This is a genomic window from Paenibacillus xylanivorans (assembly GCF_001280595.1).
Classification (GTDB): domain Bacteria; phylum Bacillota; class Bacilli; order Paenibacillales; family Paenibacillaceae; genus Paenibacillus; species Paenibacillus xylanivorans.
This window is the reverse complement of sequence record NZ_LITU01000081.1, coordinates 431,380-445,483: the sequence shown is the minus strand read 5'-3', so window position 1 is coordinate 445,483 and position 14,104 is coordinate 431,380. Positions and strand designations below refer to the sequence as shown.

At 46.8% G+C, this 14,104-nt stretch carries 14 protein-coding genes; all 14 read right to left on the bottom strand.

From position 1 onward, the window contains the following. Positions 1 to 8: 8 nt before the first annotated feature. Positions 9 to 455: a dUTP diphosphatase gene (gene dut / locus AMS66_RS27795; protein ID WP_170867769.1), complete on the bottom strand. Its 447-nt coding sequence runs from the start codon at positions 453 to 455 to the stop codon at positions 9 to 11. Next, on the bottom strand, positions 415 to 1,698 hold the full coding sequence (locus AMS66_RS27790) for a M16 family metallopeptidase (protein WP_053783836.1): 1,284 nt from the start codon (positions 1,696 to 1,698) through the stop codon (positions 415 to 417). Before AMS66_RS27790 ends, dut begins: the two co-directional genes overlap by 41 nt. Positions 1,699 to 1,796: 98 nt before the next feature. After that, the gene (locus AMS66_RS27785) at positions 1,797 to 2,792 is read right to left on the bottom strand and encodes a polysaccharide deacetylase family protein (protein ID WP_053783835.1); all 996 of its coding nucleotides are present in this window, start codon (positions 2,790 to 2,792) and stop codon (positions 1,797 to 1,799) included. 222 nt (positions 2,793 to 3,014) lie between these two features. Then, positions 3,015 to 5,117, bottom strand: coding sequence for a polyribonucleotide nucleotidyltransferase (gene pnp, locus AMS66_RS27780; RefSeq protein WP_053783834.1), 2,103 nt, complete (start codon positions 5,115 to 5,117; stop codon positions 3,015 to 3,017). 252 nt (positions 5,118 to 5,369) lie between these two features. After that, positions 5,370 to 5,639, bottom strand: coding sequence for a 30S ribosomal protein S15 (rpsO, locus tag AMS66_RS27775; RefSeq protein WP_053783833.1), 270 nt, complete (start codon positions 5,637 to 5,639; stop codon positions 5,370 to 5,372). A gap of 159 nt (positions 5,640 to 5,798) precedes the next feature. Next, complete coding sequence (locus AMS66_RS27770; protein ID WP_053783941.1) at positions 5,799 to 6,737, bottom strand: bifunctional riboflavin kinase/FAD synthetase; 939 nt, start codon at positions 6,735 to 6,737, stop codon at positions 5,799 to 5,801. A gap of 66 nt (positions 6,738 to 6,803) precedes the next feature. After that, positions 6,804 to 7,727, bottom strand: coding sequence for a tRNA pseudouridine(55) synthase TruB (truB, locus tag AMS66_RS27765; protein WP_053783832.1), 924 nt, complete (start codon positions 7,725 to 7,727; stop codon positions 6,804 to 6,806). Next, positions 7,721 to 8,698, bottom strand: coding sequence for a DHH family phosphoesterase (locus tag AMS66_RS27760; protein WP_053783831.1), 978 nt, complete (start codon positions 8,696 to 8,698; stop codon positions 7,721 to 7,723). The genes truB and AMS66_RS27760 overlap by 7 nt, the downstream gene beginning before the upstream one ends. Positions 8,699 to 8,717: 19 nt before the next feature. Beyond that, entirely contained in the window at positions 8,718 to 9,077 is a 360-nt protein-coding gene (gene rbfA / locus AMS66_RS27755; protein WP_053783830.1) for a 30S ribosome-binding factor RbfA, read from the bottom strand. Positions 9,078 to 9,102: 25 nt separating this feature from the next. Continuing rightward, positions 9,103 to 11,685 carry a translation initiation factor IF-2 gene (infB, locus tag AMS66_RS27750; protein WP_053783829.1) on the bottom strand — a complete coding sequence of 861 codons (2,583 nt, stop codon included), beginning with the start codon at positions 11,683 to 11,685 and terminating at the stop codon, positions 9,103 to 9,105. Further along, entirely contained in the window at positions 11,678 to 12,007 is a 330-nt protein-coding gene (locus AMS66_RS27745) for a YlxQ family RNA-binding protein (protein ID WP_029880929.1), read from the bottom strand. Before AMS66_RS27745 ends, infB begins: the two co-directional genes overlap by 8 nt. Beyond that, the gene (gene rnpM / locus AMS66_RS27740) at positions 11,997 to 12,305 is read right to left on the bottom strand and encodes an RNase P modulator RnpM (protein ID WP_053783828.1); all 309 of its coding nucleotides are present in this window, start codon (positions 12,303 to 12,305) and stop codon (positions 11,997 to 11,999) included. The genes AMS66_RS27745 and rnpM overlap by 11 nt, the downstream gene beginning before the upstream one ends. A gap of 28 nt (positions 12,306 to 12,333) precedes the next feature. Next, the gene (gene nusA, locus AMS66_RS27735) at positions 12,334 to 13,431 is read right to left on the bottom strand and encodes a transcription termination factor NusA (RefSeq protein ID WP_053783827.1); all 1,098 of its coding nucleotides are present in this window, start codon (positions 13,429 to 13,431) and stop codon (positions 12,334 to 12,336) included. Positions 13,432 to 13,555: 124 nt separating this feature from the next. Next, on the bottom strand, positions 13,556 to 14,017 hold the full coding sequence (rimP, locus tag AMS66_RS27730) for a ribosome maturation factor RimP (protein WP_053783826.1): 462 nt from the start codon (positions 14,015 to 14,017) through the stop codon (positions 13,556 to 13,558). Between the last annotated feature and the right edge of the window lie 87 nt (positions 14,018 to 14,104).

The window sequence follows — 14,104 nt, the reverse complement described above, 5'->3', positions numbered from 1 at the left end:
CGGAACCTTTATTTTCCGGTATGACCGAATCCGCCTTCTCCACGTACCGTTTCCGACAGTTCAGCTACCTCTGTTAATTCAACGGCTGGAACCGTTTGAAAGACGATTTGAGCGATACGCTCTCCGCGTACAATCGTGAATGGCTCCTGACCCAGATTGATCAAAAGGACCTTAACTTCACCGCGATAATCGGCATCAATGGTGCCAGGTGTATTCAGACAAGTAATCCCGTGTTTGAAAGCCAGACCGCTGCGAGGGCGAACCTGTGCCTCCAACCCAGCTGGCATAGCCATTGCGAGTCCAGTAGGAATCAAAGTACGCTGACCCGGCTGCAGCACAACCTCTTCCTGCAATGCTGCAACTACATCAAAGCCGGAGGCCAGCTCTGACATTTTTTGAGGCAACTTGATATCTTCATTGCCCGGTAACTTTTGAATTTGAACGTAATGCAACAAAATCATCCCTTCTTAATCCAGCGATCGTACGATCCGAAGCACCGACCATAGCGAGCGCAAACGGCTCGGCAAACATCAGGTCCAGCACAGCATTAACATCGTCCATCGTCACTTCTTCAATTTTGGCAATCATTTCGTCCAGCGTGTGATGTCTGCCCAGCATCAGCTCGTTTTTGCCCAGGCGGTTCATCCGACTGCCCGTACTTTCCAAACTGAGGATCAGACTGCCTTTCAGCTGTTCTTTTCCTTTGCGCAGCTCATCTTCAGACAAACCATTTACAGCCAGATCGTGTAAGACCTCTTTGGTCAGATCCAGCACTTCCTTCGTCTGTTTCGGCGCTGTACCTGCATATATGGTGAAAAGTCCACTATCCGCATGGGAACTATGATACGAATAAACGGAATAAGCAAGACCGCGTTTCTCCCGAATTTCCTGGAACAGTCTGGAGCTCATTCCTCCGCCTATCGCATTATTCAGCACGACCATAGCGAACTGAAGCGGATCTCCAATCTTACATCCCGGGAACGAGATACAGATGTGGTTTTGTTCCGTTTTCTTTTTGTGAAAGAGTTGTCCGCTCTGGAATGCAGGCAGCGTGACTTGTTCAGCTACACCGTTGACGTCAAAAGCACCAAAATGCTTTTCCATCAAATCGATCACACTGTCATCAATGTTACCAGCGATACTAATAACCGTATTCTCAATCGTGTAGTGCTCCTTCATATATGCACGCAGATGGCTGGAGTCCATCGTTTTGAGACGCTCTTCGGTACCCAGAATCGGATAAGCCAACGGATGTTCGCCATAAGCGGCCAAAGCCATAAGATCATGGACCATGTCATCCGGCGTATCCTCATACATCGATATTTCTTCCAGAATAACGTTTTTCTCCTTGAGCAATTCACCATCATCCATTTTAGAGCGGAAGAACATATCCGACAACACATCGACTGCTATTGGCAGATGTTCATCCAACACTTTGGCGTAATAACAAGTGTATTCTTTCGAAGTGAACGCATTCACGTTACCACCAATTGCGTCGAATTGCTCCGCAATCGCTTTGGCATCATAACGATCCGTTCCCTTGAACAGCATGTGCTCAATAAAATGGGATACTCCGTTGCTTGCAGGCTGCTCATTACGAGAACCTGTCTTGACCCATATTCCAAATGATACGGAACGACAGGTCGGAATCTGTTCCATGACAACTCTGAGGCCATTGCCCAGCTGAATTTTTTTCACGGTTGGCCCTCCTACATCTCTATAATTGCCTAGATTTCAACGCAAAATCGAAATCGACATTTGGTTCCAACTGTTTGATATTAACAAAAAAACGTCATTCACTCAACCACTGAACCCTTCACCCGCTCGGATGACAATGTTTCGCTAACTGTTCCAAGCGTCAAACCCTTGGCCCGTATGGAATCAATCATTCCTTTTAGAGCTCCTGAAGAAGCAGCCGTGGGGTGCATCAGAATTAATGTGCCGGCTTCCACGTTTTTGGCGATCTTGGCTACAACAGAATCAGAACTCGGTTTGCGCCAATCCACGGTATCCAGTGTCCACAGTACCGTTTGCAGTCCCATGCCGGAAGCAATATCGACCGTTTGTTGATTAAAATCACCGGAAGGTGGAGCAAACCAGTGGTTTTCCACACCCAGCTTTTCTTTGAGCAGGTCCTGGGTTTTGCTGATTTCCAGCTTGGCCCGCTCCGTACTCAACCGACTCATGTTGGGATGTGAGTATGCATGATTCGATAACTCATGTCCTCGCTTTTGGATTTCTTTAGCCAGTTCCTCATTTTTGCTCAACCAGCTGCCATCCAGAAAAAAAGTAGCTTTGACTTTTTCGGCATCAAGCGTATCTAGCATCGGGATAATGAATTCATTGCCCCACGCTACATTAATCATGAATGATACCATTGGTTTTTCGGCATTTCCCCGATAAATCGGGTGTGCACCCAGATCTTTAAGCTGAATTTCAGGTTCAGTCTGCCGATAGACATACGCTATCTTGGTATTCAGCGTCCCACCAAGTGCTTTGCGATACGTGGCTTCCACATCAATCTCTATCCCGTTATACCCAGGTATCGCTTTCCAGACCCGATCCACTCTGGCGTTTACCGGAGCGATTTTCGTTTCGGCCGCTTTATCCCGGATCGCCGACAACAGCTGATCTTCTCCGGTTGCCTCTTTGAACATATCAAATGCATTTTGCGTGCCTGGCCCATCACGGATTTCCGTAATGTATGTACGTACACTGCCCACTTGTCCGACCAGTATGACAGCTGCCATACCCACCAGAACAGCCGCCAGCTTTTTGGATTGGTTTCCCACAGCTCCATCCTCCCGCCGTCTTTGTCCCCATCATATGAGGACAAGGGCAAGAATATGAATAAAACAGGCTGTTCATGTAAACGATCTTCAAAGCGGGATTCAAAGGCTTTATGGATAAACAAGCGATGTCAAAAAAGTATTTAAACGTTAAAAAAAGAGCCAGAAATTCACATTCTGTCTCTTCATTCAATCTATCTTTTCAATAAAACGGTGGCACGCAGCCTAGGATTGAGCCGGAGCTTCGGCAGTCAATACGGCTTTGCGGGACAAGTTGATGCGGCCTTGTGGGTCAATTTCCGTTACTTTTACCGTAATGGAATCACCAATGGCAACCACATCTTCCACTTTAGCAACACGCTCTGTGGACAGTTGTGAGATGTGTACCAGACCTTCTTTGTTCGGCAACACTTCAACAAATGCACCAAACTTCTCAACGCGTTTTACTTTACCGACATAAATCTCGCCGATCAGTACTTCACGCACAATGCCTTCGATGATCGATTTGGCTTTATCATTCATCTCTTGGTTGGAAGAAGCGATAAAGACACGTCCATCTTGTTCAATATCAATTTTAACACCGGTTTCCTCGATGATTTTATTGATAATTTTACCACCTGCACCGATAACATCACGGATTTTGTCCGGATTGATGTGCATGGTTGTAATTTTAGGGGCATATTGTGACAATTGCTCACGTGGAGTTTTCATCACTTCAGTCATTTTGCTCAAAATGTGCATACGGCCTTCTTTGGCTTGAGCCAATGCTTCAGACAAAATTTGACGATCAATACCATCAATTTTGATGTCCATTTGAATAGCTGTTACACCATCAGGTGTTCCTGCTACTTTGAAGTCCATGTCACCGAGGTGATCTTCCATACCTTGAATATCACTCAGAATGGATACATGATCTCCGTCTTTGATCAGACCCATAGCTACACCCGCTACTGGAGCTTTGATTGGTACACCTGCATCCATCATAGCTAATGTGCTGGCACAGATACTTGCCTGGGAAGTTGAACCGTTGGATTCCAGTACTTCGGATACCAGACGAATTGTGTATGGGAAGTCCGTTTCGGAAGGAATTACTTTGGAAAGAGCACGCTCACCAAGAGCACCATGTCCGATTTCACGACGGCCTGGAGCACGCAATGGACGAGCTTCACCTACGCTGAACGGCGGGAAATTGTAGTGATGCATGAAACGTTTCGTTTCTTCAAGACTGATGCCGTCCAAAATCTGAACATCACCCAGTGCACCAAGTGTACAAATGCTGAGCGCTTGTGTTTGACCACGAGTGAACAGACCTGAACCGTGAGTACGTGGCAGCAGGGAAGTATCACATTCAATTGGACGGATCTCTGCGAGTCCACGTCCATCCGGACGAACTTTATCATGCGTGATGAGACGGCGAACTTCTTCTTTAACGATATCGTGCAGCACTTCTTTCACGTCTTTAAGAAGTTCTGGAGCCTCAATATACTTCTCTTCGAAGTGAGCAACGGTTTCGTCATTCACGACATCGATTGCATCCTGACGTGCATGTTTCTCAGCAATTTTGACAGCTTCAACCAGACGAGCACTGGCGAACTCACGTACACTGCTGTTAACTTCAGCATTAACGGTGTGCAATTTTACAGCCATTTTTTCTTTACCAGCCACTTGGACGAGTTGTTCAATCACTGCAACAATGTTTTTGATCTCGTCGTGTCCGAACATGATTGCTTCAAGCATTACTTCTTCCGGAACTTCATTCGCTTCCGCTTCAACCATCATGATGGCATCTTTGGTACCTGCAACAACGAGTTCAATCTCACTTACTTCAAGCTGGGCAATCGTTGGGTTGATGATGAACTCGCCATCAATACGTCCAACTTTCACGCCACCAATCGGTCCGCTAAATGGAACATCCGAAATGCTCAGTGCAGCCGATGTACCGATCATGGCAGCAATTTGCGGTTCGCAGTCCTGATCCACACTCATAACGATATTAAGAACTTGTACATCATTCCGGAAACCTTCCGGGAACAAAGGACGAATCGGACGGTCTGTCAAACGGCTCGAAAGAATAGCTTTCTCACTTGGTCTGCCTTCACGTTTAATAAATCCACCTGGGATTTTACCTACGGCATACAATCTTTCCTCATAGTTTACCGTTAATGGGAAAAAGTCCAGATCTTTAGGCTCACTTGATGCTGTTACGGTACACAATACAACGGTATCCCCGTACGTTACCTTAACGGCAGCATTAGCCTGCTTGGCCAAACGCCCTGTTTCAAGCGTAAGCGTTCTTCCACCAAGCTGCATTTCAACACGCTGTTCCATGAAATCCCTCCTTTTATTCGTTCCTAACACAATGGATTCTGCATTTTCACAGTATTTCCTGCTTGTCCTGCATTCATTAACTCCACAGCAACATGCTCACTTGCAAAACAAAAGCTCCTTGCGGAGCCATTAGCTACAAATATATGGCAACATGTTCATCTACAAAACAACCCGGCTGTAAGCTCCGCTTGTCCTTTTAGACAAAGGAATGACGGATAACAGCCAGGTTGATTTTGAAAACATGTACGATAATTAACGACGCAATCCGAGTTTTTCGATCAGTACACTGTAACGTTTAACATCTTTGTTTTTCACGTAAGCCAAAAGCTTACGACGTTGACCTACCATTTTCAAAAGTCCACGACGTGAGTGGTGGTCTTTCTTGTGCGTACGCAAGTGGTCAGTCAAACTTCTGATGTTTTCCGTAAGGATAGCAACTTGCACCTCAGGTGATCCAGTATCGGACTCATGAGTTTTGTGCTCGTCGATCAGTTGTTGTTTACGTTCTTGAGTCAATGCCATCCTATTCACCTCCTTCATTATAATCGCCATTAGCCTCGTCACCGCCGGTGAGAGCAAGCAACCAAGCCAAGGTTATCTGTCGTCTCAAACGACAACGTAGTACATTATATCATAGTTGCCCAGACAAAGTAAATGTAAACCTGTATTTTGTCCTGAGCCTTAAGAAAGCAGGCGGGCGGCGGTTAATGCATCTTCACGAATCTGACTGATCAAGGCATCAATCGATTCAAACTTTCGTTCTGCACGAATATAGTGAACGAGCTCAACCTTTAATTCCTGGTCATATATCTGCCCATCAAAATCAAGCAAGTGCACCTCAAACGTAGGTTTCATCCCGTTTTCATGAAAGGTAGGTTTCACACCGAGATTCATGACGCCACGCAGTTCCTGCTCCCCATACTGTACTCGAACAGCGTAAACGCCTTTCGCTGGCGTAACATAATGATCTGTAAGATCAAGGTTAGCGGTAGGAAAACCAATGGTCCGTCCACGTTTCTCCCCATGAATTACGGTTCCTCTGATGCTGTAAGGTCGTCCGAGCCATTGACTGGCTTCGTCCAGTTCTCCACGCTTCAACAGGCCACGAATGAGAGAACTGCTTACCTTCTCACCATTTAACAGGAACGGAGGTACAGTTTCCACCGTCATTTCGCCTTCTCCCAATGTGCGAAGAAGCTGCTCATCCCCTGCTCCCTTGTGACCAAAGCGGAAGTCAAAACCAACTACCGCTGTTCGAGTCTGAAGCGGAAGCAGCAAATCATGTACGAATTGCTGCGGCGTCAATCTTGAAAACTCCTCATTGAATTCTACCACATAGAGTACGTCTACACCCATCTCTGCCAGGATGTCTTCTTTATCTCTCAAGGGAGTTAGATAACCCTCGTAATCCCCTTTGCGCATAACTTCCTTCGGATGAGGATGAAAGGTCATCACCGCTGCCTGCATGCCCGTTTCGCGTGCAATGCGGACAGCTGACAAAATGACACTTGCATGTCCGAGATGCAGCCCGTCAAATTGACCAATCGCGAGCACTTGGGGATGTGTGCCCTGAACAGCCGAATGTAACGTCTGCGGATAGGTTAGCATTACGGTTTTCACAATCATTCACCTGCATTTCACTTGATAGGTCAGGCTTGAGTACCACCACTCAAACCAGGAACCTCTTTATTCCGGCAAAAAGACTTTAACAGCTCTCACCGTTGCTTTCAATTCATCCCGCTCAAATATCCCCAGAAAAGTCCCATCCTGATCATATAACCGCAGTAGTCCAGGTTGCTCTGCAGGCGGTTCGAGCAAACGCGCCGACAATTTCTGGCCTTGAAGTGCTCCTTTGGCCTGATCAGCACCAACCGTGTGAGCCGGAATGGAAGAGATAGCTTCATCAACCGGAATCAACACCTCGGCTAACGTTCCATCAATCATGCGTTGTTCCACTTCTTCAAAGCGAAGGCAGTGATCAGCGGAAATGCCAGCCGATATCGTGCGCTCCAATTGTAGCATTGTGGACGGATATCCCAATTTCCTGCCGATATCTACACATAATGTTCGAATATATGTCCCTTTGGAACATAAAGCACGGAACGATATATCCGTGGTGTCACCCTGATTCTCAATCCCTGTCAATTCCAGTTCATAGATCGTAACTTCACGACTCTTGCGCTCTACCGTTTTCCCTTCACGAGCAAGCTCGTAGAGACGTTTCCCATCCACTTTGACCGCAGAATACATAGGTGGAACCTGAGAGATGGTGCCCAAGAATTGTTCCAGCACCTGCTGAACCTGCTCCTGTGTCACCTCAACAGCCGTCTCCGACCGCTCAATAACCTCACCCGTCATATCCTCAGTGTCTGTAGACAGACCCAATCGTAGCGTTGCCAGATACTCCTTGGGAAGCTCCTGCATGTACTCCACCACACGTGTTGCCCGTCCAAGGCAAAGAGGAAGTACGCCAGTAACTTGCGGGTCCAATGTGCCTGTATGACCAATACGTTTCATTTTGAGAATGCGACGCATTTTGGCTACTACATCATGAGACGTAAATCCCGCTGGTTTGTACACCGGAAGTACGCCTTCAAATGGTTTTACCATTGAGTATTCACCTGCTTCAGCACTAGTGCGACGATATCTTCCAACTTGCCTTCTACGCGACATCCAGCTGCGAGGACATGTCCACCTCCACCAAAGTTCTGTGCGAGCGAGGCAACATCAACCTTGCCAGCTGACCGGAGAGATACTTTGACGGCATTGTCATTGATCACTTTGAAAAAGATTCCCACTTCCACACCTTGAATGTTACGCGGGTAATTAACTACTCCTTCAAGATCTTCATTGGCCGCATCACAAGCGATCATATCTTCTGGTGTAATGACAACCCAAGCAATCTTGCCATCGCCAGTCATTTGCAGAGTTGAAAGTGCCTGATTCAATATACGAACTTGGGGAAGCGTCACCTGCTCAAGCAAAATTTGTGCGAGATAAGGCCCGTCCACACCATGTTCAAGCAATTTGGATGCGGTGGTCATCACATTAGGACTCGTATTAGAATATCGGAATCCACCTGTGTCTGTTAGCAATCCCGTATAGACTGCTGTAGCCACATCCTTATTCCAATTCACTGGGAAAAGATTAAGGAAATCAAACAGAATTTCAGCCGTTGCTGCAGCGTCTGGCTTAATGATGTTTACTGTGCCATACGCGTCATTGGTCGGATGATGATCAATATTTAAAATGACAGCATCTTCTTCGAAATAATGACGAGTCAGGCCTACTCTGGAAAAGTCTGCACAATCCACACAGATTATCGCTTTATATTTCCGCTCCGGTGGTTGTTCGGTCATGTTCACGATCTTGCCAGCTTCCCACAAAAAATGCATGCGCTGTGGAATCTCACCTTCATTAATCATCGTGAATGTCTTGCCCAGACATGACAGCAGCCAGCCCACCGTTACCGTCGAGCTGACTGCGTCACCGTCCGGCTGTACATGCGACACGACCAGGTAATCATCATGCTCCAGCAGAAATTTCTTTCCGTCCTGAAGCGCCTGTTCATAAGTGTGCATTGCCGTCTCCTTTATTCTGTTACTCGGATTCGTTCTTGTCGGTACCGATATCACCAAGCAGCTTCTCAATCCGGCTGCCATATGCGATCGATTCATCGATCTTGAATATCAACTCGGGAACATGTCGAAAACGGATACGCTTGCCCAGTTCGGTACGCAAAAATCCATTTGCTTTTGCCAGCGCTTTAAGCGAGTTATCCTTTTGTTCCTGTTCACCGAAGACACTCAGATAAACCTTGGCTTGCGACAAGTCGCCTGTTACTTCGACTCCCGTTACAGTAATAAAACCGATACGAGGATCTTTCAGTTCAGACTGGATGAGCAGACTTAATTCTTTCTTGATCTGCTCGCCCACTCTACCTGTACGAACCTTAGCCATTGTTGTTCACCTCATGCTTCCTTGCTTATCGTTGTACGGTCTCCATAATGAAGGCTTCAATAACGTCGCCCTCTTTGAGATCATTGTATTTATCCAGCGTGATACCGCACTCGTAGCCTTGAGCTACTTCTTTGGCATCATCTTTGTAGCGTTTCAGGGAATCCAACTTACCTTCGTAAAGAACGATACCATCACGAATCACGCGTGCTTCCGCTGAACGCGTAATTTTACCCGAGGTAACCATACATCCAGCAATGGTACCCACTTTACTGATGGAGAATGTGCTCCGAACTTCAGCATGACCAATTACTTTTTCTTTGTAGATCGGATCAAGCATACCTTTCATCGCTTGTTCAATCTCTTCGATGACACTGTAGATTACGCGATGCATACGAATGTCTACTTGCTCTTGATCTGCAGTCGATTTCGCCTGGTTATCAGGACGAACGTTGAAACCAATTACGATAGCATTGGATGCTGCAGCCAAAATGATGTCGGACTCCGTGATTGCACCAGCGCCGCTATGAATAATTTTCACGCGTACACCTTCAACTTCGATTTTCGCAAGGGAGCCTTTCAATGCTTCAACCGAACCTTGTACGTCACCTTTAATGATTACGTTCAGGTCTTTGATTTCTCCGTCTTTGATGTGCTGGAACAGATCATCCAGTGTCACACGAGTGTTTGTACCCAGATCGGATTCACGTTGTGTAATTGCACGTTTGTCAGCGATGGAACGCGCTTTACGCTCATCTTCAAACACCATGAACGGATCTCCCGCACCTGGAACCTCAGTCAGACCGGTAATTTCTACAGGTGTTGAAGGTCCAGCTTCTTTTAAACGGCGACCTTTGTCATTCACCATCGCACGTACGCGACCGAAGCAGTTACCTGCAACAAAAGCATCTCCAACTTTCAATGTGCCGTGCTGTACGAGAATACGGGCAACTGGGCCACGTCCTTTATCCAGCTCGGCTTCGATCACTGTACCACGGGCACGTTTGTCCGGGTTCGCTTTGTACTCGTTCACTTCTGCAACGAGCAGGATCATTTCAAGCAGACCTTCCAGACCCATTCTTTGTTTCGCCGAAACGTTAACAAAGATGGTATCTCCGCCCCACTCTTCCGGAACGAGTTCATAGTTGGTCAATTCCTGTTTTACTTTATCCGGATCTGCACCCGGCTTGTCAATTTTGTTGACAGCTACGATAATTGGCAGCCCAGCAGCTTTAGCATGGTTAATCGCCTCAACGGTTTGTGGCATAACACCGTCATCTGCAGCTACAACAATAATCGTCATATCGGTAACCTGTGCTCCACGTGCACGCATAGCGGTAAACGCTTCGTGACCCGGTGTATCCAGGAACGTGATTTTTTTGTTATTAATTTCAACTTGATAAGCACCGATATGCTGTGTGATACCGCCGGCTTCTCCGCCCGTTACATTCGTTGAACGAATCGCATCGAGCAATGTTGTTTTACCATGGTCAACGTGACCCATGATCGTAACTACTGGTGGACGAGCTTGCAAGTCAGCAGGTTCATCATTTTCTTCCAGTGTTTCGAAGCGGTCATCTTCAAGGACAATTTTCACTTCGACCTCAACACCGAATTCTCCAGCAAGCAACAGAATGGTTTCGATATCAAGCTCTTGGTTAATCGTTGCCATAACACCCATTGCGATGAGTTTTTTGATGACTTCGGAAGCATCTTTATGAAGCAACTTCGCTGTTTCACCAACAGTCATGTCACCACGTACGATGATTTTCTTAGGTGTGTTATCAATTTTCTCACGTTGTTGGTACTGTTGTTGATTTCTATTGCGATTGTTCTTGCCGCCACGGTTACCGCGGAAGTTGCCGCCACGGTTGTCGTCATAACGACGTCCACCGCCACCGCTGTTCGAACGATTGCCGCTATTGTTGTTATTGCTGGAATTACCTTGGCCGCCTCTGCGTTGGCCTTGTCCCGAGCTCTGTCCTTGGCCACCAGTACGGTTGCCGCCAGTGCCAGTGTTGCCACCGCTGTTCGGGCCTGCGCTTCTTGTTTGACCGCCACCACTGTTCGATGGACGTTGCCCCGTACTTTGCGGGCGGGATGCTGTACTGCTTTGTCCACCTTGAGCAGGTCTTGGACGATTACTTGATTGTCCTCCTTGGCTTGAGCCTTGGGAAGAATTCGTTCTGTTGCGGCTGTCTTGGCCGCTAGGTCTTTGGGAGCCATTGTTATTGTTGGAATTTGGTCTATTGTTCATACCTACCTGCTTTTCCTGTTGTATTTTTGTTTGTACGGGACTACCGGATGTGTTACTGCTTTTCGGCGTGTTCACTCCGCCGGCCGGTTTGTTGCTGTCCACTGTTTTGTCACTGCGCACTGACGAAGTAGCAACGGATTTTGCTTCGTTGTTTTGTTTGGAAGCGGCAGTGGATTTTATATCTTTAAAAAATTGTTCCACCTTACCGACTGAACCATTCTCCATAACACTCATATGATTGTTTACGGGAATATCCAGCTTTTTAAGAATGGTTATAATTTCTTTGCTACTCATATTAAGGGACTTCGCATATTCATAAACTCGCAATTTATCCTTGTTTTCCTGTTTACTCAATATACTCCACCTCCGACATTATACCGACTTGCTTGGAGATCATTTTTGCAAACCCTCGATCCGTTACTGCAAGAACAACCCGCGTTTCTTTACCGATACTTGAACCCAGACTATCCCGGTCAAATCCGATCACTAGTGGAACCTTATATGTCCCGCATTTGTCGCGAAATTTCTTTTGTGTATTGGCCGAGGCATCACCCGCAACAATAACCATTTTAGCTTCGGAAGAACGGATCGCTTTAAGTACAATTTCTTCACCTGTTACAAGTTTGCCTGCACGCATGGAGAGTCCCAGATAAGACAATGTTTTATTATTCATCATGTTCACGCTCCTGTGCTGCTATGAATTCGTCCTCTACCGCGACAAAATCAGCTGCCAATTGCTCATAAATTTCCGGTGAGACTTTGCCCTTTAGCGCCCGATCTAAAGACCGGTTTTTGAGTGCAAGCTTAAAACAGGACTCTTTGCCGCATAAATAGGCACCACGTCCGGACTTTTTGCCAGTCAAATCGATCAGCACTTCATCCTCTGGCGTTTTAACGATACGGATCAGCTGCTTTTTGGGCATCATTTCCTGACACGCCACACATTTGCGCAGCGGTACTTTTTTGGTTTTCATACGTTAGCGCCCCCCCCCGTGCTTTACTTTAGTCGACGGAGACGGAATCTTGGTGCATTTCCAAAGAAGAATCTTTCTCTCTGCCGAATTCCTGTTCCGCCTGGCTCTCGCTCTTAATGTCGATTTTCCAGCCGGTCAGTTTGGCTGCCAATCGGGCATTTTGGCCTTTGATCCCAATGGCGAGGGACAGCTGATAGTCAGGAACAATAACCCGAGCCATCTTTTCTTCCTCGAATACTTGAACTTCCAATACTTTGGAAGGACTAAGTGCATTAGCCACATATTCGTCTACCTGGTCGGAGAAACGAACGATGTCAATTTTTTCACCGCGCAGCTCACCCACAATGGTCTGCACGCGCATTCCCTTAGGACCTACACATGATCCAACCGGATCAACTTCCTCATTGCGGGAATTAACGGCAATCTTGGAGCGGAAGCCTGCTTCACGTGCGACGGAGCGAATCTCAACTACACCATCAAAAATTTCAGGTACTTCCAGTTCAAAGAGACGTTTCAACAGGCCCGGATGGGTACGGGACAAAATGATTTGTGGCCCTTTGGTCGTATTCTCGACCTTGGTGATGTACGCTTTAATACGGTCACCATGAACAAACTTCTCGTTCGGCATCAATTCGGTCAGCGGTAAAGCCGCTTCGATTTTGCCCAGATCGATGTAGATATTGCGCAAATCCTGACGCTGCACCACTCCCGTAACGATATCTTCTTCCTTATCAACGAAAGCGTTGTAGATCAGGCCGCGTTCGGCTTCACGAATCCGCTGGGTAACTACCTGTTTGGCAGTTTGTGCGGCGATACGTCCGAAATCACGCGGCGTAACTTCAATCTCCGCAATATCTTCCAGCTGGAAGTGTGGGTTGATCTCTCGTGCAGCAGGCAATGAAATTTCGGTACGTGAATCCAGGACTTCTTCCACGATCAATTTGCGGGCATATACCCGGATAACACCCGTATTGCGGTTCATGTCAACACGCACATTCTGGGCGGTGTTGAAATTTCGCTTGTAGCTGGAGATGAGCGCTGCCTCGATCGCTTCAAACAGCACATCCTTGCTGATCCCTTTTTCCCGCTCCAATTCATTCATTGCTTCAATAAAATCCATACTCATGAATGTTGATCCCCCTTTCAAACATGGCATCTCATACGTAAAACGGCGAAAGGCTCTATACTCATGAGCACCTTGCCGTTATCGTGAGATGTGTCTTTTTTCATTAATAAAGTGAACAAGGCACTTAAAACAGAATGGCCAGGCGCGCACTCGCGACCTTGTCATAAAGAATGGCATGCTGTTTCTTGCCTGCTTCGATCACAAGTTCCCCGTTATCAAAGGAAAGCAGCTTGCCTTCAAATTCCTTTATACCATTTACCGGCTCGTAGGTTGTAACAAATACATTTTTGCCTACGGATTTGGTAACGTCCTCCGGTTTTTTCAGTGGACGCTCCGCACCGGGAGAAGACACTTCAAGGAAATAGATGGTCGGAATCGGATCGTTCTCATCCAGCTTGGCGCTTAGCTTTTCACTGATCAAGACACAATCATCGATGTCGATGCCACCCTCTTTGTCGACATACACCCGTAAAAACCAGTTGCTGCCTTCTTTGACGTATTCGATGTCAACCAGCTCGAAGCCTTGTTCGTTCAAGTAGGGTTGGATCATTTCTTCCACGGTAGATTTAATGTTCGTTGTGCTCAAAACCGATAACCTCCAACTTAGGTTACACCAGCAAATAATGACTGGCAATTTCTTCATTACCCAAGATTCTTGTATACCAAAGACTAA